Genomic DNA, 17465 nt, shown 5'->3' with positions numbered 1-17465 from the left:
CGCGAATCAGAATGTCGCGGTGAATACGTTCCCGGGCCTTGTACACACCGCCCGTCACACCATGGGAGTGGGTTGCACCAGAAGTAGCTAGTCTAACCTTCGGGAGGACGGTTACCACGGTGTGATTCATGACTGGGGTGAAGTCGTAACAAGGTAGCCGTAGGGGAACCTGCGGCTGGATCACCTCCTTAATCGACGACATCAGCTGTTTCATAAGCTCCCACACGAATTGCTTGATTCATTGAAGAAGACGATATCGGTAACAGCTCTTAACTGGGTCTGTAGCTCAGTTGGTTAGAGCGCACCCCTGATAAGGGTGAGGTCGGCAGTTCGAATCTGCCCAGACCCACCAGTTTCTTGTTGGGGCCATAGCTCAGCTGGGAGAGCGCCTGCCTTGCACGCAGGAGGTCAGCGGTTCGATCCCGCTTGGCTCCACCACCCCCTACCGCCTGGTAGTGCTACCGTGTCAAAGCTTAGAAATGAATATTCGCGTCGAATATTGATTTCTGAACTTTTTCAGAATCGTTCTTTAAAAATTTGGGTATGTGATAGAAATAGACTGAATAGCACTTTCACTGGTGTTTATTCAGGCTAAGGTAAAATTTGTGAGTTTCTCTTAAGTCTTTAAGAGTATTGCGAATTTTCGGCGAATGTCGTCTTCACAGTATAACCAGATTGCTTGGGGTTATATGGTCAAGTGAAGAAGCGCATACGGTGGATGCCTTGGCAGTCAGAGGCGATGAAAGACGTGGTAGCCTGCGATAAGCTTCGGGGAGTCGGCAAACAGACTTTGATCCGGAGATCTCTGAATGGGGGAACCCACTCAGCATAAGCTGAGTATCTTGTACTGAATACATAGGTGCAAGAGGCGAACCAGGGGAACTGAAACATCTAAGTACCCTGAGGAAAAGAAATCAACCGAGATTCCCTTAGTAGTGGCGAGCGAACGGGGACTAGCCCTTAAGTGGCTTTGAGATTAGCGGAACGCTCTGGAAAGTGCGGCCATAGTGGGTGATAGCCCTGTACGCGAAAATCTCTTAGTCATGAAATCGAGTAGGACGGAGCACGAGAAACTTTGTCTGAATATGGGGGGACCATCCTCCAAGGCTAAATACTACTGACTGACCGATAGTGAACCAGTACCGTGAGGGAAAGGCGAAAAGAACCCCGGAGAGGGGAGTGAAATAGAACCTGAAACCGTATGCGTACAAGCAGTGGGAGCCTACTTTGTTAGGTGACTGCGTACCTTTTGTATAATGGGTCAGCGACTTATATTCAGTGGCGAGCTTAACCGAATAGGGGAGGCGTAGCGAAAGCGAGTCTTAATAGGGCGTTTAGTCGCTGGGTATAGACCCGAAACCGGGCGATCTATCCATGGGCAGGTTGAAGGTTAGGTAACACTGACTGGAGGACCGAACCGACTACCGTTGAAAAGTTAGCGGATGACCTGTGGATCGGAGTGAAAGGCTAATCAAGCTCGGAGATAGCTGGTTCTCCTCGAAAGCTATTTAGGTAGCGCCTCATGTATCACTGTAGGGGGTAGAGCACTGTTTCGGCTAGGGGGTCATCCCGACTTACCAAACCGATGCAAACTCCGAATACCTACAAGTGCCGAGCATGGGAGACACACGGCGGGTGCTAACGTCCGTCGTGAAAAGGGAAACAACCCAGACCGTCAGCTAAGGTCCCAAAGTCATGGTTAAGTGGGAAACGATGTGGGAAGGCTTAGACAGCTAGGAGGTTGGCTTAGAAGCAGCCACCCTTTAAAGAAAGCGTAATAGCTCACTAGTCGAGTCGGCCTGCGCGGAAGATGTAACGGGGCTCAAACCATGCACCGAAGCTACGGGTGTCACTTAGGTGACGCGGTAGAGGAGCGTTCTGTAAGCCTGTGAAGGTGAGTTGAGAAGCTTGCTGGAGGTATCAGAAGTGCGAATGCTGACATGAGTAACGACAATGGGAGTGAAAAACTCCCACGCCGAAAGACCAAGGTTTCCTGCGCAACGTTAATCGACGCAGGGTTAGTCGGTCCCTAAGGCGAGGCTGAAAAGCGTAGTCGATGGAAAACAGGTTAATATTCCTGTACTTCTAGTTATTGCGATGGAGGGACGGAGAAGGCTAGGCCAGCTTGGCGTTGGTTGTCCAAGTTTAAGGTGGTAGGCTGAGATCTTAGGTAAATCCGGGATCTTAAGGCCGAGAGCTGATGACGAGTTGCCTTTAGGCGACGAAGTGGTTGATGCCATGCTTCCAAGAAAAGCTTCTAAGCTTCAGATAACTAGGAACCGTACCCCAAACCGACACAGGTGGTTGGGTAGAGAATACCAAGGCGCTTGAGAGAACTCGGGTGAAGGAACTAGGCAAAATGGCACCGTAACTTCGGGAGAAGGTGCGCCGGTGAGGGTGAAGGACTTGCTCCGTAAGCCCATGCCGGTCGAAGATACCAGGCCGCTGCGACTGTTTATTAAAAACACAGCACTCTGCAAACACGAAAGTGGACGTATAGGGTGTGACGCCTGCCCGGTGCCGGAAGGTTAATTGATGGGGTTAGCTAACGCGAAGCTCTTGATCGAAGCCCCGGTAAACGGCGGCCGTAACTATAACGGTCCTAAGGTAGCGAAATTCCTTGTCGGGTAAGTTCCGACCTGCACGAATGGCGTAACGATGGCGGCGCTGTCTCCACCCGAGACTCAGTGAAATTGAAATCGCTGTGAAGATGCAGTGTATCCGCGGCTAGACGGAAAGACCCCGTGAACCTTTACTATAGCTTTGCACTGGACTTTGAATTTGCTTGTGTAGGATAGGTGGGAGGCTTTGAAGCGTGGACGCCAGTTCGCGTGGAGCCATCCTTGAAATACCACCCTGGCAACTTTGAGGTTCTAACTCAGGTCCGTTATCCGGATCGAGGACAGTGTATGGTGGGTAGTTTGACTGGGGCGGTCTCCTCCTAAAGAGTAACGGAGGAGTACGAAGGTGCGCTCAGACCGGTCGGAAATCGGTCGTAGAGTATAAAGGCAAAAGCGCGCTTGACTGCGAGACAGACACGTCGAGCAGGTACGAAAGTAGGTCTTAGTGATCCGGTGGTTCTGTATGGAAGGGCCATCGCTCAACGGATAAAAGGTACTCCGGGGATAACAGGCTGATACCGCCCAAGAGTTCATATCGACGGCGGTGTTTGGCACCTCGATGTCGGCTCATCACATCCTGGGGCTGAAGCCGGTCCCAAGGGTATGGCTGTTCGCCATTTAAAGTGGTACGCGAGCTGGGTTTAGAACGTCGTGAGACAGTTCGGTCCCTATCTGCCGTGGACGTTTGAGATTTGAGAGGGGCTGCTCCTAGTACGAGAGGACCGGAGTGGACGAACCTCTGGTGTTCCGGTTGTCACGCCAGTGGCATTGCCGGGTAGCTATGTTCGGGAGAGATAACCGCTGAAAGCATCTAAGCGGGAAACTTGCCTCAAGATGAGATCTCACTGGAACCTTGAGTTCCCTGAAGGGCCGTCGAAGACTACGACGTTGATAGGTTGGGTGTGTAAGCGCTGTGAGGCGTTGAGCTAACCAATACTAATTGCCCGTGAGGCTTGACCATATAACACCCAAGCAATCTGCAACGCAGATTGTGGTGGTGAAGACGAAAGTCACCGAAAGTTTGCAAAACCACAAAGTCACATACCCAATTCGCTGGAGTGTCTAACAAGACCTTCTGGCAACAGAATTTCTTGACGACCATAGAGCATTGGAACCACCTGATCCCATCCCGAACTCAGCAGTGAAACGATGCATCGCCGATGGTAGTGTGGGGTTTCCCCATGTGAGAGTAGGTCATCGTCAAGATTAAATTCCGAAACCCCTATCTGCGTATGCAGGTAGGGGTTTTGTCTTTTCCGCCGACCAAAATCTGCTGGGATGGGCTTCTTCTTGTGGGAGCTGTGGGAGCGGGCTTGCCCCGCGATCGCAATCTGCCTGATACATCGCTATCGCGGGGCAAGCCCGCTCCTACAAGTGGTGCAAGACAGTTGCCCCCACAGGGGGCACAAAAAAACCACCTCGGGGGTGGTTTTTTCATATCTAACGCCGGATCAGTCGCCGTAATACTCGCAGCCACTGGTGCAGGTTTCGTGAATACGCACCTTGGACAACTCTGGCAGCAGGGGTTTGACCTGGTCCCAGATCCACTTGGCGAGCACTTCGCTGGTAGGGTTTTCCAGGCCAGGAATGTCGTTCAGGTAGTTGTGATCCAGTTGCTCGTAGAGCGGTTTGAAGATCGCCTTGATCTCGGAAAAGTCGCGAATCCATCCGGTATGTGGGTCCAGCGGGCCGGTCAGGTGCAAGGCAACCTTGAACGAGTGGCCGTGCAAGCGACCACATTTATGCCCTTCAGGAACGTGCGGCAGGCGGTGTGCCGACTCGAAGGTGAACTCTTTGAAAATTTCCACGGTGTGGCCTGTATAGCTGATGGTGTAAGGGTTGGAGCAGGCCACGCTTGTTTGGTGTACTGCTCAATGTACTGATTGGTCGTTGCTGGGGGTCAAAGAGGACATCCAAACCGAGATATCCGACTGACGCCAAGCGACCGAGTTGGGTCCTATTCTAACCTGTTTTGGGAAAGTGCCCTCTTTGATTCTGCGGTACACAGTGTTGCGGCTGATGCCGATAATGTGAACCACCTCCTCAATGCGTAGGAAGCGGTCAATGTTCTTTGCTGGTGTCATGTATGTCTCCACGCCGCTGGTGGCGGCACAGTAGGAATAGTGGTCAAGCGAGGAAGTGGTGGCCTACAGCGGCGGCCAGGGCGGCCTGCTCGCTGCGGAACATGAGCTGGGTCTTGCTGGTGTGGCCATAGGCCTCGTACTCAACGTCAACCCACCAGGCGCCGAACTTCCGATAAGGCGCGCCCAGGATCTTGCTGACGTAGCAGTCGATCAGGTTCATGGGTGTCTCCACGTCGCGCATGGCGACAGAGGTGGGGAAGGGTTAGTCGTAGCTGGAGCTCGAACCGCTATCGCTTGCGTTAGATGAGCTGCAGCTATCGCTCGACGAATAGCTGCTACCGCTGTCATGGCTGCGACTGGAGCAGCTGCTGTGGGAGCGGGACGGCTCGTAGCTGTCGATCTGGTTGGCCGGGTTCAGTGGGCTGATCGGGCTCAATGGGTTGAGTGGGTCAAGCATTGGGTCTTGTCGACCGGCTGCAGGGCTGTGGCCGGCGCGAAATCCCGTTGGTGCGGGCGCAGGTGCAGGGCGTTGCGGCTTTGCCTTTCGGCGGAAGAGCCGGGTCAGGAAATTGGGCATGGTTCATCCTCGCCCGCCTACCGGCAGGCTTGAGTTGTTGTAGGGGGAGGGGTTACGCGCCCTTGAACGGGACGACGTTCTCGAGTTCGCGCTTCACGCCACCGGCGTCGCGGAAGATTTTCCACTCGACGTGGTGCGCGGCGCAGTAGTGCACGTCGGGAGCCACGAGGGCCGAGCAGTAATCACACAGGCTGCGATCACAGGTCTTGCCATCGCCAACTGGGTAGTCGCACAGGTTTTCCGCGACAGACCCACATCCTGAGCAGTGCGGGCCCAGGTCACCACAAATATGGCCAGTTGGACGCCGGTCTTTGTCGTAGATCGTGTAGCAGGCCATCACCGGCCACCGTGGCCGCGGCAGACATTCTCCTTCAGCGAGTGACCGTGATTGAGCTGTCGGAACTCGGTGCAGATGACCACGATATCGGCGCCGTCCCGGCGGTGCACGGGCATGGCGCTGAAGTTGAGGCTGCTGCAGTCGTTCAGTCGCTTGGCGCAGCCTTTACACCGGCCGCCCTTCGGGTAGTAGTTCGTCATGGCCTCGGCCCCTTCCAGATCATCCAGGCCATGTAGAGCGGGGCGGCGATGGGTAGGAGGATCATGGCAGCAGCTCCTTTGGCACCTGGACGGTTTCTCCAGCCTCGGCCAGTACAAGGCAGCGCATGGCAGCGGTCAGATAGTCTGTTGAACGAGACTTGCAGTGAGTGATGTGCTCCTCGGCCCGCCAATCGGCATCGCTGAGAGGAGTAACTGTGATGGCGTATTTTTCCAAAAGAGGGCCGCCCGTCAGCCAATCAACAGCTGGCTTGTAGCGCACCGGGAACATCCCTTCTTGCTGGATGAACACCCGAGCAGGGACGCCGTACTGCGCCGGCACCACTGACGGGTTCAGGCCGATGGCAACTGCCACCGACCAGTTCAACGGCTCGCCAACTAGGTCGGCTGCCTTCACTTCGATCAGGTCGCTCATCGCGCCACCGCCTGCCAGTAAGGCCCCTTGTTGGTCACCAGGCCCTTTCGCTTCAGGCGCTGGCAGGCCTTGCTGATCTCCTCGCGAGACTCGCGGATGGCGCCGCGCATGGCGTAGGCGGTTGAGCCCTCGATGCCAAGCAGGTGCCCCAGAACTCGCTCGTCAGTTCCGCCGTCAAGCATCCCATGGCCATACTTGGCCGCCACAGTTGCCACTGCCAAGCGCATGGCATCGCGCCGGGCGCCCGGTTCGGCTGCGTGCGATATCTCGCTTTGCTTGAAGCCGACATACGGCACATGGGCTGTGGCCCGAGCGAGACTGTGCAGGCAGCAGATGTCCATCCTAAGCTTTGCGATGATGAGCATCGTCTGGCGGTCGTCTTGCATCGGTAGCCAAACCTCCCGGCCTGTCTCGGGGTCGTCGTAGTAGAAGGCGTCACTGCCGCGCCGGTACTCGAGCTCGAGGCCCATAGCCTTGGCTGACAGCTTGATGATTTCCTCTTCTGTCACAGCTCATACCTCTCTTCATTCCAGCGCGCTGGCGCCTTTGCTGGGATAGGGGTGTTGTCTTGTTCGTGCGGGGAGAGCTGGCGCTCGGTGTGGTGAGCACCGCCAGGTATCCCCTTTTGAGGGTCGCAACCCTTGCCGCAGTCCTCGCTCCAGGCCGTAGTGCCCGAGCAGTTCGTGAAGTACTTGTTGCCGCCGCTGTTGAGAAAGCGGTAGACGGTGCAGCCGTCGACAGTGAAAAGTTTGTCGACCTTGTATGTACCGGCGACGACGGTGGCAGCGGGCATGTCAGGCTCCCGGCAGCCGGCCAGGGTGGCAAGCAGCAGGAGGCAGAGGGCGAGGCGGGTCATTGGCTCATCTCGCGCTGGTTGTCGGCGTATGCTTCCGCGTTGCACTTCGGGCAGGGAATGTCGCCGCCGCTCAACAGTGGACCGCCTGGTACATCGCAGCTGTCTTCATCCCACAGGAAGCCATCGACGCACTGAGCATCGGGGTACGGCGCACCGAAGTGGCTGCCGTGGTAGTCACATACAGATGTGCTTGGCTCGACCACCTCGAACTCCACGACCCAGACCCATGGGTTGGCGCTCCATGATTCGTCACCGTTGATGCTGCACCAGAGGCACTCGAATAGCTGCGCGGCGGTGAGCGTCTCGTCTGCGTCGGGTGCGCGCCGAAGGAAATTTACACCTTCTGCTTCAGCTTGCTCCTCGCTGATGTCTTGCAGCCGTTCAACACGCACCGCAGTGATTTCCAGCAGGATGCGGCTAGCCCAGCGGGGCATGTGGATTGAGGGGCGCCCTCGGCCCTGCGAGACCATTGTGCATCCTGTCTGCCGGATGCTTCTATCTGCGGGGTACATGATGGGCTCGCCCTGACTCAGGTCGCGCGGCGCAATCGAATCGAGTTGAGCATCTGCCAGCCAGGCCTCACGCACCCACAGGTGGTCACCTGGTTCGCCAAATGGGCAAGCACCTAGTTCCCCAACCTTTACGGCGCACTCCTGCTCGGTTTTGCCGTGGACGACAAACCCATAGCGCGGGTGATGTTGGCCTACAGCAGTCCAAGGCTCCGGACTGTCTGGATATTCCAGGCGTGGGATCTGGCCGCCTTTGATCGGTCGGCGGGTGACCGTCTTCCGTCCTTCCAGGATGGCACGGACCATCGGCCCACTGAACAGTATCGGGCGTTCCTTTGCTTGAGACATAGCTTCGCCTTGGCCGCCATATCGCGGCATTGAATAGAGGGGAGAGGGGTTAAAGCTGGATGGAGTACAAATGTACTCATTGGCTATTCGCCCTGATTGGCCAGCATGTTCAGGCGCTGGAAGGAGGTGCCTGGGATTCCCTGATCGCGCTCAATCGGCGCGCTTGGATCTTCGATGGATGCCAGGGCTCGGTCATCAACGTACAAGCGACGACCCTTCGATACCCGCTCGGCCTTCCACTGTGTTTCCGCATCAAGCTCGCCGACCTCAATGCAATCCCGAATCACTTCTTGGGCTTCTGCTAACTGAGTGCGCAGCTCCTTTACTTCCGTATCACGCGCAGCAAACGCCTTAGCACCCTGGTCGGCCATGTCACCGGCGCTGAAGCCGTCTTCCTGGTGCTGGGCGGCTGGAGCATCCAGCAGACCCTGCCAGAACTCAGCGTGTGGGGACGGGCATGGATGGGCTTGGTACTGAAGCAGCTTTACCAGGCGCTCAACTTCATCGCGCGGCACGCTGACCATCTGTTCGGTGTTGCTGGATCGGTTTTCTGTGGGCATGGGGATACCTCGCCGTGGTGGCTTCATTGAGTTTCGAGATATGCGGCTATGAACTGCGTTGCCGCTTCAGCATTGATGGCGTTTCCGTAGGCGCGCAGTCGTCCCACTCGACCGGGAGCCCCATTAGCCAGCGGGAATGTGCCGGATTCAACTGGGCGCCACCGGGCATCCCGGCAGAAGAGCCAGTCAGAAGCTGACCAGAGGCTGTTAATCGGGCCGGCTGGTCTGTCCGGGTTAGAGCTACCGCCTGATTTAGCGGCATCCCCGTATCCTGCGGTCGCGAGTCCTTCGCCCCTCTGCTCGCATCTGCCGCGGTCACTGTTGGCCACCCGCAAAGATAGGCTTGGCGCGGTAGCTGATCTAATCGGTCCGCCCCGCCTCGCTGAGCCACCATCCCTGGGGTGTCCTTGTGATCGCGCGTTGTTGGCGTGACCCACCCAGAAAAGTCGGTCTCGGATGTGCGGCGCGCCGACGCCCGCAGACGGGAACGCGACGGCCCCAAAGGCGTAGTCCATGGCTTCCAAGTCAGCGTGTACAAGGTCGACCCAAGGCTCGACAGCCTTGCTTGCAACCTGTTCTCCAAGGATGACTGGAGGTTTTCGCTGCCTGATGAGCCAGGCGAAAGTTGGCCAAAGGTGCCTTGAGTCCTCAAACCCACCTCCAGCGCCTGCCGAGCTGAAAGGCTGGCAGGGGCAACTGCCGGTCCAAACAGGAAGGTCATCTGGCCATCCGGCTCTTCGAAGAGCGAGAGACCAGACGCCGATTCCAGCGAAGAAATGGCACTGGGTGAATCCGAGAAGATCGCTGGGCCGGACATCCTCGATGCTCCTTTCATCTACGACGCCTGGCGCGATGTGGCCTGCGTCAATCAAGTTGCGCAGCCACTGAGCTGCGTGCGGGTCAATTTCGTTGTAGTACGCAGCCATAGGCGTTCCTCGCCGGGGGTGGCGTGATTCGTTGATGTGGTTGGTTATCGCTTCGGGTAGGTTTTGGTCAGCTCGCCGTTTACGACATGCCCGCGCCGCAGAACCAGGTTGGCCAGGGCGGCGCGATCTTTCTGGCTGTGACTGGCCTGGGTGAGCAGGCCGAAGTAGCTGTTGGCGGTCTCGCGCAGCTGTTCGGCCGGTGCTGCTGCGGTGCGCTTCATGGCCTGGGTCACGGATCGCTTCCTGGTGGTGCGCCGCCAGGGCTTGATCACATGCCCAACGAAGTCCACGCCGCGGTCGATGGGCTGCAGGATGGTCTTCGAGGGATTGAGCCTGGCGCCCAGTTTCGGCAGGAACGCTTCGATCTCGGCCTTCCAGTCGTTCAGTTGCTGGGGTGATTCATGCAACAGCACGAAGTCATCGACATAGCGGACGTAGTGCTTGGCGCCCAGCCGGTGCTTGCAGAACTGGTCCAGGGCGTCGAGGTAGACGTTGGCGAAGAACTGCGATGACAGGTTGCCGATTGGCAGGCCAAGGTGCGCAGGCTGCGCGGTCAGCCGCTTGTGCTGCGGCACCCGGTTGAACAGGTGCGCCGGGCTGCGGACTTGGTAGTCCTCGCGCGGGTCGTGCATCAGCACCTGCAGGGCCAGGGCGCGCCACCAGGGTTCAGCGATCCTGGCCGACAGTTGACTGGCCAGCACGCGCTTGTCGATCGCCACGAAGAAGTTGGCCAGGTCGCACTTCAGGTAGAAGCCTGGCTTCGACCAATTCTGCGTCTGGCTGCGGATCTTCGCCTCAAGGCGCCTGGCGGCGTACAGCGTGCCGCGCTCTCGGATACAGGCGCAGCTGTCCGCTATGAAGCTGCGCTCGATGCTTGGGCCAATGTGGTTGTACAGCAGGTGGTGCACGATGCGGTCGCGGAAGTCGGCGGCCCACACCTCGCGGGGCTTGGGCCGGGTGACCACGAAGCAGATAGAGCGGCCTGGCCGGTATTGGCCGGTTACCAGGTCGCGGTGAAGCGCCGTAAGGTTCCGCTCCAGGTTCATCTCGAAAGCCAGCGCGCTCGCGCTGTTGCGCTTTGAGCGACGGCAGTCGTAATAGGCCTGGACCAAATCGCTGAACGGGTAGGGCGTTGAAGCTGCGGACGGGGCGGACGCGGAGCTCGTTGTTCTTGTCGTTGTTGCTCTGAATGCCATCATCGAAGTTCATGTTGAATGCGTTGTTGGCGGAGCGCTGCGACCTGTCGTGCAATCTACGTCGGCCTGCCGAATCCTCAGCGGGCAAACTGCGCTGGACCTACACGGACGCTTTAGACCGGCGGTATCCAGGGTGCGCATGGCGGTGACCAAAGGTCAGCGGCACGACCAGGTTCAATTCGCACAGACCAGAAAGCCGTAACTCTCAGGTAGCGGGCGCGGTTGGGGTGGAGCGTTTCCAGGCATTGGCCTGTTTTCCGATAGAGGTGGTGATCTCCATCGCTTTGGCGTGCTGCGGCACGCTGATGAATCGACTTTCCTTGAACAGGCGCATCAGGAATTCGATCACCTGGACCTTCTCGACCAGTCTTGTCAGGTGCAGGCGCTTGTCCTGCGCGGCATTGGCCCGGGCGATGAGCATCAGCACGTCGATGCACTCATCAATCACACGCTTACCGAGCGACTGCTTCAGGTCGCGGGGGATGTTTCGGGTCAGGTTCGTGGCCATTTGCAGCAGGCCAAGCGATGACTTGTAGATCGATAGGTCGGTGTGCATTGCCACAACAGTGCTCCTCCTTGAGCAACCGGCCGCAAGCGGCCGGATTGAATGAACGAATTAATCGATAAGCGACCTGCGGACGGGGCGGACGCGGAGCTCGAGGTCCTTGACGTAGTAGCTCTGAATGCCACCACCGAAGTGCATGCTGAACGCGTAGTCGGCGGAGCGCTGCGAACTCGACCAGTACCAATCGGCCTTGAAGGCTTCAGGCTCACCGTTGGCGAAGCCGGGAGCTTGGGTCTTGACTGGCGATTCCTTGGTGTAGAGCAGGCCCACCGGCAGACTGTTCGGGTTGTCGCCATCGCGGTTCCAGCAGTAGTTCTCACGGCTGGTTGGCTTGAAGTGGCGGTACTGCAGCTCCTGCACGTCACGCGCCGGGATCGCCCAGTCGGTAAAACCGCCGATGCCCAGGGCAATAACCTTCTGTGCCAGCTCGCTGCCGGAGGCGGCCATGGCCTCGGTGTTGGCGCGGCTATCGGTGAGGCTGTCGGCACCGTCGATCTTGACGCCGTACTCGCCCCACTCGCCGACCAGCTCATGATCGGCGCCGGCGGTGATGTTGGCGTAGCGCTGACCGTTCTCGACGGTGATGCCAGAGAAGAAGCCACCGCCGAAGGGCTGGCCGATCTCGGGAAGCTGTACTGCAGGTGCCACTTTCTCTACTACGCTCATGTGCTGCTCCTTGGAAGGCAACAAAAAAGGCGCTGATGCGCCCCTGTTCGAATGAATGAAGGATTAAATGAACAACCTGCGGACGGGGCGGACGCGGAGCTCGTAGTTCTTGTCGTAGTCGCTCTGAATGCCATCACCGAAGCTCATGAGGAATGCGACGTCGGCGGAGCGCTGCGAACTCGACCAGTAGTAGCAGTCCTGGGCGAACACCTCAGGGCAGCTGACCCAGCCCTGGTGCAGCTCAGCAGCGGCCGGCAGGTAGAAGTCGTTGTGGTTGTCAGCGGTGTACTTGCTCGCAGCGCTGGCGGCAGGGTGGTTGCCTTCTTCCAGTAGGATCGCGCTGTTGGCCAGGCCGTCGGTTTTGCTTGTAGCGCCAGAGGTTTCGCCGCGGCGTCCCCATTCATGGCTGCCAGTGTCTTCAGCAGCGATGATCAGGTAGTGCTCCGGTACGTCACCGCGAGCAGCGACCAGGCCGCCGTTGATGCCACCCTGGCCCCGCCATGGTTGACCGACAGCAGGGATATCGGCCGGAACAACCGGCTGAACGTTGGCCACAGGCGGCAGCACCTGGGCGAACACGCTGGCAATCGCAATTTCTGCCAGCTTTGGTCGAGACATTTTGAACTGGATGCCTTTGTGTTCCAGTTTCACCATTTCAGATTTCATGGATTTTCCTCAGGATGGCGCCGCCCTCCATGGCTGGATGCGGCATGTTGGAATAGGTAAGTTCAGGCGTTGGCTAGCAGAAGCAGGCCGGTGTCGTCCGGGTCGTCGCCCAGCATCAGGTCGGGCGTCCGCAGCTCTCGCCCAATGCGGAACTGGTCGAGTTTTCGCGCCACAAAATCCGACACAACGATTTCGTGGCGCGGTGCGCTGAGGAAGTGGCGGGCCGCATCAGGCCCTAACTCATGGATGCGATGGATCAGCAGGGTCATGGCCTCGCCGTTTTCCTCGACTTCGGCCCATTGCATGATTTCAGCCAGGGCCTGGCGGGTGCCGGCGCGGGTCTTCATGCGCAGGTCTTCTTCACCGTGCTTGGACTGCTTGGCGCGGCGCCTCTGGTCTCGCTCTTGCTGAGACATCGCCATACGGCACCTCCTTCAATCCGCTGGGCGGGATGTGTATGTGCAGCTGGCGGCGACGCTGCTGCGTGAGTTTCTGGATGCGTCTCATGGGTAGCACACCTCGATTGGCGTCTTCTTCGTAGAGCCAGAAGGCATGACCACCAGTAGACGCTTGTTTCCGCGATACACGCCCCAAGGCTGACCAGTGGACTTGGCCATGGCAGCCGCGTACTTCACGGCAGGTACGGGCTGAGAGATCGTGGCGATCACGATTAGGCGCCTACCAGGTAATGCAGCGGCGCGAATGGAATGTCGTCGTCGAAGCTGTCCGGCGGCGCGGCCTGCTGACTCTGCTGCTGAGCCTGTGGGCGGCTTTGTTGGCGCTGCTGTTGAGGTCGAGGTTGTTGCTGCTGGCTACCTTGCTGGGCCTGCTGTGGCGGGCTACCGACAAACTTGATGATGATCACGCGACCAGTCAGTTTCACTCCTTGGGAGTGGTCACCCTTGGTGTATGTCTCGACGTGAGCGTCATCGATGGTGAAGTGCAACTGCTGGCCTTTGACCATGTACTGCGCCATGGTTTCGGCCTGCTTGCCCCAGAGCGTGGCATCGACCCATTGGGTGGGGCGCTTGCCATCTTGGCCTTTGCGGCCGTACTCACAGGCCAGAGCCAAGTTACATACGGCATTCCCGTCAGGCGTGTAGCGCAGTTCAGCGTCGCGGCCGAGGCGGCCGATATCGGTAAGTGTTGGCATGAGTTATCTCTTACTTGATACGAATTGAAGACTTTCCGCGCTCTAGGTGAGCGCCATTTACCTCCTGGCCGGCCTTGATCCGTTCGGAGATGGCCTTCTTGTCAGGGACATAGGTCACGCGTGAATCGACCAAGTCGTCAGGGAGGGCCTTTTCGTCGTCGATGATTACTGACTCGCGACCTTTGGCCAGAGTGATGGTGAAGAGGGGGCAGGTAATCTTGGTTATGTTCGCCGCCTCCATGTTCTCGCGCAGATAGTCGATGATCTGTCCCTTGCGATTGGACATGATCCGCTTTCGTTCTTGGAGGCGTTCAATCTCGGAATCCACGGCCTCGATATCGCCATCCATGTTCAGGATGACCCGGCTTACTGCCAGAGCCTTGTCGTTGAATTCAGCCTCAATGGCGCCCATGGTGTCGCGTACAGCTATGGACATGTCTTCGTCGGCCCCAACCATGAGGACGGTCAGCTCTTTGAATTGGCCCGTCAGTTCGTAAAGAGTGCTCATGCGGCCTGCTCCTTCTTCTGAGCGCCCTCAATGAAGGCTTTGCGCTCTTCGTATGCCTCGGTCAGACGACGGAGGAACGCTGTTTCGTTGCGCGCGGTGGCGCTTTTCACGAATCGGGTATTGAGCATCTTCAGCTCATGCATGGTGACTGCCCCAGCCATGGTCTCGACTGCTGTTTTCAGCCACTCCAGACGCTCCTGCTTTTGCTGCTCTTCAGCGGCTGCCTTGTCCTCGGCTGCTTCAACGGCAGTCTCTTCCTGGCGCTGCTGGAAGTAGTCGGTGTCATCGAACATGCCGAGGAACACATCGGCGCTAAATCCGAGCATGGACAGAGCCTTCTTGATGGCGTCTGTCAGCGACTTCTTGGGCGCTTCGCCGTCGGTGGTCATGCCGTACTTGGTCTTGTACTGGTACCGAGTGCACCCGTATTGCTCGACCTCGCCGCGCTGACCATCCTGCATGAACCAAAGCTGGATCTTGACGGTGTGGCCGATCTCCCGGCCCAGGCAGATTCGCTTGTCGCCTTCACCGGCGAACACTTCATGGCCGTCGTCGAACCGCTCTTCAAGGACCTTCCAGCCCCAGCCGATACCGACAGGGCCGAACATTTCTGTGGCCTTCATGACCATCGCGGTGCCGTTCAGGCTGGTGATCTTCTGACCGCCGACCTCGGCGCTCTTGGTGTATCGGGTATCGGTCTTGTCGACCTGGCCCCAGATGCGCATGTTGGAATTGGACATTGATAGCTCCACGCGCAGCCTAGGGCAGCGCCGTCAGTTGGAATAGGGAAATGCCAGATCACCCAAGCACGGAGGGTTGACCCAGGCTCTGGCTGCCGGTGATGGTTGCGCGCTCTTACCGGCTTACGCTCCACTCAGGGTACGGTTATCCCCGTAGGGCCCGCCGTGCATCGGGTGTGTATTCAGGAAGTGATTTGCCCGGCCAGTGAGCTGGCGAGCATGAAAGCGGTGCAGGCGAGAAGGGTGAGGGCAGAGCCGCGCCAGTAGGCGATGCGCTTGGCGCGCTGGTAGCTGGTCATGGCTTAGGCTTCAAGGCCTTGATAGCCGACTTGCCTAATGCGCGGAGTGATCGCCTGAAGTTGCCAAGGTCGCGGCGCGCCTTCTTGCGCTCCCTAACGAAGTAATAGGCCCTGGTGCAGTGGACGCATCCTTGCTTGAGCAAGTAATCCATCACTTCTTTGTCATTCAGGCCGCGATCTTCGTCTTGCGACCACTCTCGGAATGCGTCCCACATGTGCGTCTTGCGGCGATTTTTCTCGTCATACAGGATCTGCCAATGCTCTTCGCTTCCGTTCGGCCATGGAAGATCGCCAAGTTCGGGGTGTGGATTGGCAGGCTTCGGTCCAATCAAGTCGAAGCGGTTCTCACATCGACCAAGGTGAAGACCGATGTCGGCCGTCAACGACTTGATCCGCTGCAAGACTGATTCGTGAGCGGCCAAGGTGATTAGTATTGAGCGCTCAAGCTTCATGCCCGTACCTCATACCCGACAGTCCACTCGCCGCAGATGCAGGCCCGGCACTTCCAGGCTGCTGGGTTCTCGATGCTGGCCAGCTCGGCTTCGTGCACAGTAGCGGCGAACGTCGGCCCCTTGAACAGCATCAGGACGCGGTCAGGCGGCAGGCATTGGCTTGATGGAAGTTCGGCAACCTGTTCGTCGATCAGGGATTTGACCAGTGGAGTGCTCATGCAACCTCCTTGCGCCCATCAACGATCTTGTTGAGGCGCCCGCAGTAGTGGTTGAACTCTTCGATGGTGATGCGCTCATCGGTGAGCATCTCGGTAATGAGCTTTTGAACCATGACGCTCCAGCTCAGGTCCGTGCTGGGGTGCGCCATGGCGTCGAGCTCGTTGTCGAGCAGGACGTGCGGGCTCATAGCGAGGCATCCTCTGCATCAGCCTCGACGCCTGCCTGGGCATATTGCTCAAGCATCGACTCGGCGATTTCATAGAGCTTGCCGCGACTGTGGTCGCTCTGGCCGACGACTTCCCCGACCATGTTTTTCACGGTGCCGCCTGTTTCCGCTTGAAGTAGGAGCAGGGCCAAGGCATTGAGGTCGTCTTGCTCAGCCTCCTGCAGCGCCCTGAGGTGCTCGGCGAGCTTGGCTACGAACTGGTCTTGGCGGATGCCTACCGGCGGGCCAAAGCGCTGGCGGACCAGAACGTCAGCACCGCCTACCAACTGCTCGGCCTTGTCTTCGATCCAGGCCTGAACCGCTTCTTGATGCGCTGAGTCGTCTTCAGGCTCGGCGTTGTCGTAGAGCCATTGGGCTTTGCGTAGTGCTGACATGGTCGCCTCCGGTTACGGTTGGGATGCTCGATAGCGCCGCATGAAGCCATCCGTCAGGCGCTTCATGCTTCGCGGGTATCGGTCAGGGTGGTGAAGATTGCAGGGCAGGTCGCAGTGATGCCCCTGCCCATCTTCGAAGTGGTCGCACTGGCAGTGCTGCTTGAGCAGGGCCCTTGCCTCAGCTGCGCATGCAGCGCGCAGGGTGAACCAGCGACGACCGCCGCCACGGAAGACGGCAGCAGTCTCGACTGTGACGGCCATGTCGCCTCCAGGTATTGGGTTACTCGATGGGTGGCTCCAAGAACGGCTGCCAGTGCGTGACGCGATGCTCAAAACGGCAGCCGTCGAAGTAGCGCCAGTCGATGCCGTTCCAATAGAGGAAGCGCGAGCCGTTAGCAAAGCTCTGCGCTGCGCGGGCTGGTGTGTAGGCGATGACGCGAGCTTTGCCGCCGCCCTTTGGCAGTTCGGGCAGCCTGTCACTGCACTTTATCCAGCCGTTCATGCCGCCTCCGGGTACTTCTCGCCACAGAACATGCAGTAGCTGCCGATCATCGACAGGTCCTGTTTGACCGTCTTGAACCCGCCCCCGCGCTTCGGCGCCTGGTACTCAACGTGCAGGTTGAGCTTGTTCTTTATTTCCAGAGTTTTACCCAGGATCATCGCCATGCCTTGCAGCTCGACGGTGAGCTGTTGAGCTCCTGCGGGGAGTTGCGTGGCGATTTTTTCCTTTGCTCTGGCTTCAACTTCAGATGCGCAGTCGCACATGGTAATTCCTCGGTAGGGCCGCATTGGCCAGATGCCAGACGCGGGTGACCAAACCCAGCCGTGAGACTGGCCTGGCACCTGCCAATGCGGTCGAAATAGAATGTAAGGTGGTGCAGACGCCCGGCGCTTCCCGGGAAGCTTCTGGCCTAACTCGTCCTGAGTTCCGGAATCGCCTGCGAGAGAAA

Annotated in this window: 27 protein-coding genes, 2 tRNA genes, 3 rRNA genes and 1 pseudogene (1 of these 33 cut by a window edge); 6 read left to right on the top strand and 27 right to left on the bottom strand. The window is 58.3% G+C overall.

What is annotated here, in order from left to right; genetic code table 11:
- The 5 genes from ACP6KB_RS18310 to rrf all read left to right on the top strand — a co-directional run.
- A 16S ribosomal RNA gene (locus ACP6KB_RS18310) occupies positions 1-191 on the top strand; it begins 1346 nt to the left of the window's first position.
- An 84-nt stretch (positions 192-275) separates the two neighbouring features.
- Positions 276-352, top strand: a tRNA-Ile gene (locus tag ACP6KB_RS18305).
- A 10-nt stretch (positions 353-362) separates the two neighbouring features.
- Positions 363-438, top strand: a tRNA-Ala gene (locus tag ACP6KB_RS18300).
- Positions 439-691: 253 nt separating this feature from the next.
- Positions 692-3582: ribosomal RNA gene (locus ACP6KB_RS18295) — 23S ribosomal RNA — on the top strand.
- A gap of 129 nt (positions 3583-3711) precedes the next feature.
- Positions 3712-3827: ribosomal RNA gene (gene rrf / locus ACP6KB_RS18290) — 5S ribosomal RNA — on the top strand.
- Together the 16S, 23S and 5S rRNA genes with 2 tRNA genes alongside form the textbook arrangement of a ribosomal RNA operon.
- Before the next feature lie 245 nt (positions 3828-4072).
- On the opposite strand, the gene queD is transcribed toward rrf, so the two are convergent.
- From queD to ACP6KB_RS18230, 12 genes and pseudogenes are all read right to left on the bottom strand, one after another.
- The gene (gene queD, locus ACP6KB_RS18285; RefSeq protein WP_442108745.1) at positions 4073-4429 is read right to left on the bottom strand and encodes a 6-carboxytetrahydropterin synthase QueD; all 357 of its coding nucleotides are present in this window, start codon (positions 4427-4429) and stop codon (positions 4073-4075) included.
- Between the two features lie 63 nt (positions 4430-4492).
- Positions 4493-4705, bottom strand: coding sequence for a helix-turn-helix transcriptional regulator (locus ACP6KB_RS18280; RefSeq protein WP_442108744.1), 213 nt, complete (start codon positions 4703-4705; stop codon positions 4493-4495).
- Between the two features lie 43 nt (positions 4706-4748).
- Positions 4749-4925: a hypothetical protein gene (locus tag ACP6KB_RS18275; protein ID WP_442108743.1), complete on the bottom strand. Its 177-nt coding sequence runs from the start codon at positions 4923-4925 to the stop codon at positions 4749-4751.
- Positions 4926-4967: 42 nt separating this feature from the next.
- Positions 4968-5162, bottom strand: a complete 195-nt coding sequence (locus tag ACP6KB_RS18270; protein ID WP_442108742.1) for a hypothetical protein — start codon at positions 5160-5162, stop codon at positions 4968-4970.
- 172 nt (positions 5163-5334) lie between these two features.
- Entirely contained in the window at positions 5335-5619 is a 285-nt protein-coding gene (locus ACP6KB_RS18265) for a hypothetical protein (RefSeq protein ID WP_442108741.1), read from the bottom strand.
- On the bottom strand, positions 5619-5819 hold the full coding sequence (locus ACP6KB_RS18260; protein ID WP_442108740.1) for a hypothetical protein: 201 nt from the start codon (positions 5817-5819) through the stop codon (positions 5619-5621). Before ACP6KB_RS18260 ends, ACP6KB_RS18265 begins: the two co-directional genes overlap by 1 nt.
- A 61-nt stretch (positions 5820-5880) precedes the next feature.
- Positions 5881-6252, bottom strand: a complete 372-nt coding sequence (locus tag ACP6KB_RS18255) for a phage protein NinX family protein (RefSeq protein ID WP_442108739.1) — start codon at positions 6250-6252, stop codon at positions 5881-5883.
- Complete coding sequence (locus ACP6KB_RS18250; protein WP_442108738.1) at positions 6249-6761, bottom strand: hypothetical protein; 513 nt, start codon at positions 6759-6761, stop codon at positions 6249-6251. Before ACP6KB_RS18250 ends, ACP6KB_RS18255 begins: the two co-directional genes overlap by 4 nt.
- Entirely contained in the window at positions 6758-7108 is a 351-nt protein-coding gene (locus ACP6KB_RS18245; RefSeq protein WP_442108737.1) for a hypothetical protein, read from the bottom strand. The genes ACP6KB_RS18250 and ACP6KB_RS18245 overlap by 4 nt, the downstream gene beginning before the upstream one ends.
- A gap of 191 nt (positions 7109-7299) precedes the next feature.
- A pseudogene (locus ACP6KB_RS18240) lies at positions 7300-7965 on the bottom strand (hypothetical protein); the annotation flags it as partial.
- An 83-nt stretch (positions 7966-8048) separates the two neighbouring features.
- Positions 8049-8525 (bottom strand): hypothetical protein, encoded by a 477-nt coding sequence (locus ACP6KB_RS18235; protein WP_442108736.1) that lies wholly within the window; start codon positions 8523-8525, stop codon positions 8049-8051.
- Positions 8526-8548: 23 nt separating this feature from the next.
- Complete coding sequence (locus ACP6KB_RS18230) at positions 8549-9289, bottom strand: DNA cytosine methyltransferase (RefSeq protein WP_442114335.1); 741 nt, start codon at positions 9287-9289, stop codon at positions 8549-8551.
- Between the two features lie 12 nt (positions 9290-9301).
- Here ACP6KB_RS18230 and ACP6KB_RS18225 point away from each other — a divergent pair, with 12 nt between their 5' ends.
- Entirely contained in the window at positions 9302-9478 is a 177-nt protein-coding gene (locus ACP6KB_RS18225; RefSeq protein ID WP_442114398.1) for a hypothetical protein, read from the top strand.
- Positions 9479-9495: 17 nt separating this feature from the next.
- Here the strand turns inward: ACP6KB_RS18225 and ACP6KB_RS18220 are convergent, their stop codons facing one another.
- The 15 genes from ACP6KB_RS18220 to ACP6KB_RS18150 all read right to left on the bottom strand — a co-directional run bounded on the left by ACP6KB_RS18220 (position 9496) and on the right by ACP6KB_RS18150 (position 17280).
- Positions 9496-10497, bottom strand: a complete 1002-nt coding sequence (locus ACP6KB_RS18220) for an RNA-directed DNA polymerase (RefSeq protein ID WP_442108735.1) — start codon at positions 10495-10497, stop codon at positions 9496-9498.
- A 355-nt stretch (positions 10498-10852) separates the two neighbouring features.
- A complete protein-coding gene (locus tag ACP6KB_RS18215; protein WP_442108734.1) occupies positions 10853-11209 on the bottom strand; it encodes a four helix bundle protein in 357 nt (118 codons plus the stop codon).
- Between the two features lie 54 nt (positions 11210-11263).
- A complete protein-coding gene (locus ACP6KB_RS18210; RefSeq protein ID WP_442108733.1) occupies positions 11264-11878 on the bottom strand; it encodes a DUF1566 domain-containing protein in 615 nt (204 codons plus the stop codon).
- Positions 11879-11941: 63 nt separating this feature from the next.
- Complete coding sequence (locus ACP6KB_RS18205) at positions 11942-12544, bottom strand: DUF1566 domain-containing protein (protein WP_442108732.1); 603 nt, start codon at positions 12542-12544, stop codon at positions 11942-11944.
- 62 nt (positions 12545-12606) lie between these two features.
- Positions 12607-12966: a hypothetical protein gene (locus ACP6KB_RS18200; RefSeq protein WP_442108731.1), complete on the bottom strand. Its 360-nt coding sequence runs from the start codon at positions 12964-12966 to the stop codon at positions 12607-12609.
- A 248-nt stretch (positions 12967-13214) separates the two neighbouring features.
- Entirely contained in the window at positions 13215-13697 is a 483-nt protein-coding gene (gene ssb, locus ACP6KB_RS18195) for a single-stranded DNA-binding protein (RefSeq protein WP_442108730.1), read from the bottom strand.
- 10 nt (positions 13698-13707) lie between these two features.
- The gene (locus tag ACP6KB_RS18190) at positions 13708-14205 is read right to left on the bottom strand and encodes a siphovirus Gp157 family protein (RefSeq protein ID WP_442108729.1); all 498 of its coding nucleotides are present in this window, start codon (positions 14203-14205) and stop codon (positions 13708-13710) included.
- On the bottom strand, positions 14202-14945 hold the full coding sequence (locus tag ACP6KB_RS18185) for a hypothetical protein (RefSeq protein ID WP_442108728.1): 744 nt from the start codon (positions 14943-14945) through the stop codon (positions 14202-14204). The genes ACP6KB_RS18190 and ACP6KB_RS18185 overlap by 4 nt, the downstream gene beginning before the upstream one ends.
- A 295-nt stretch (positions 14946-15240) precedes the next feature.
- Positions 15241-15696: a hypothetical protein gene (locus ACP6KB_RS18180; protein ID WP_442108727.1), complete on the bottom strand. Its 456-nt coding sequence runs from the start codon at positions 15694-15696 to the stop codon at positions 15241-15243.
- Positions 15693-15914, bottom strand: coding sequence for a hypothetical protein (locus ACP6KB_RS18175; protein WP_442108726.1), 222 nt, complete (start codon positions 15912-15914; stop codon positions 15693-15695). The genes ACP6KB_RS18180 and ACP6KB_RS18175 overlap by 4 nt, the downstream gene beginning before the upstream one ends.
- Positions 15911-16102 carry a hypothetical protein gene (locus ACP6KB_RS18170; protein WP_442108725.1) on the bottom strand — a complete coding sequence of 64 codons (192 nt, stop codon included), beginning with the start codon at positions 16100-16102 and terminating at the stop codon, positions 15911-15913. The genes ACP6KB_RS18175 and ACP6KB_RS18170 overlap by 4 nt, the downstream gene beginning before the upstream one ends.
- Positions 16099-16515, bottom strand: a complete 417-nt coding sequence (locus tag ACP6KB_RS18165) for a hypothetical protein (RefSeq protein WP_442108724.1) — start codon at positions 16513-16515, stop codon at positions 16099-16101. Before ACP6KB_RS18165 ends, ACP6KB_RS18170 begins: the two co-directional genes overlap by 4 nt.
- A gap of 12 nt (positions 16516-16527) precedes the next feature.
- Positions 16528-16776, bottom strand: coding sequence for a hypothetical protein (locus tag ACP6KB_RS18160; protein ID WP_442108723.1), 249 nt, complete (start codon positions 16774-16776; stop codon positions 16528-16530).
- Positions 16777-16795: 19 nt separating this feature from the next.
- Positions 16796-17017, bottom strand: a complete 222-nt coding sequence (locus tag ACP6KB_RS18155) for a DUF551 domain-containing protein (protein WP_442108722.1) — start codon at positions 17015-17017, stop codon at positions 16796-16798.
- Entirely contained in the window at positions 17014-17280 is a 267-nt protein-coding gene (locus ACP6KB_RS18150; RefSeq protein ID WP_442108721.1) for a hypothetical protein, read from the bottom strand. Before ACP6KB_RS18150 ends, ACP6KB_RS18155 begins: the two co-directional genes overlap by 4 nt.
- Positions 17281-17465 lie beyond the last annotated feature (185 nt).

Origin of the sequence: Pseudomonas sp. NUPR-001, assembly GCF_052147955.1 — a bacterium.
GTDB lineage: Bacteria > Pseudomonadota > Gammaproteobacteria > Pseudomonadales > Pseudomonadaceae > Aquipseudomonas.
Note: the sequence above shows the minus strand (reverse complement) of the source record. Positions and strands in the feature narration are given on the sequence as shown.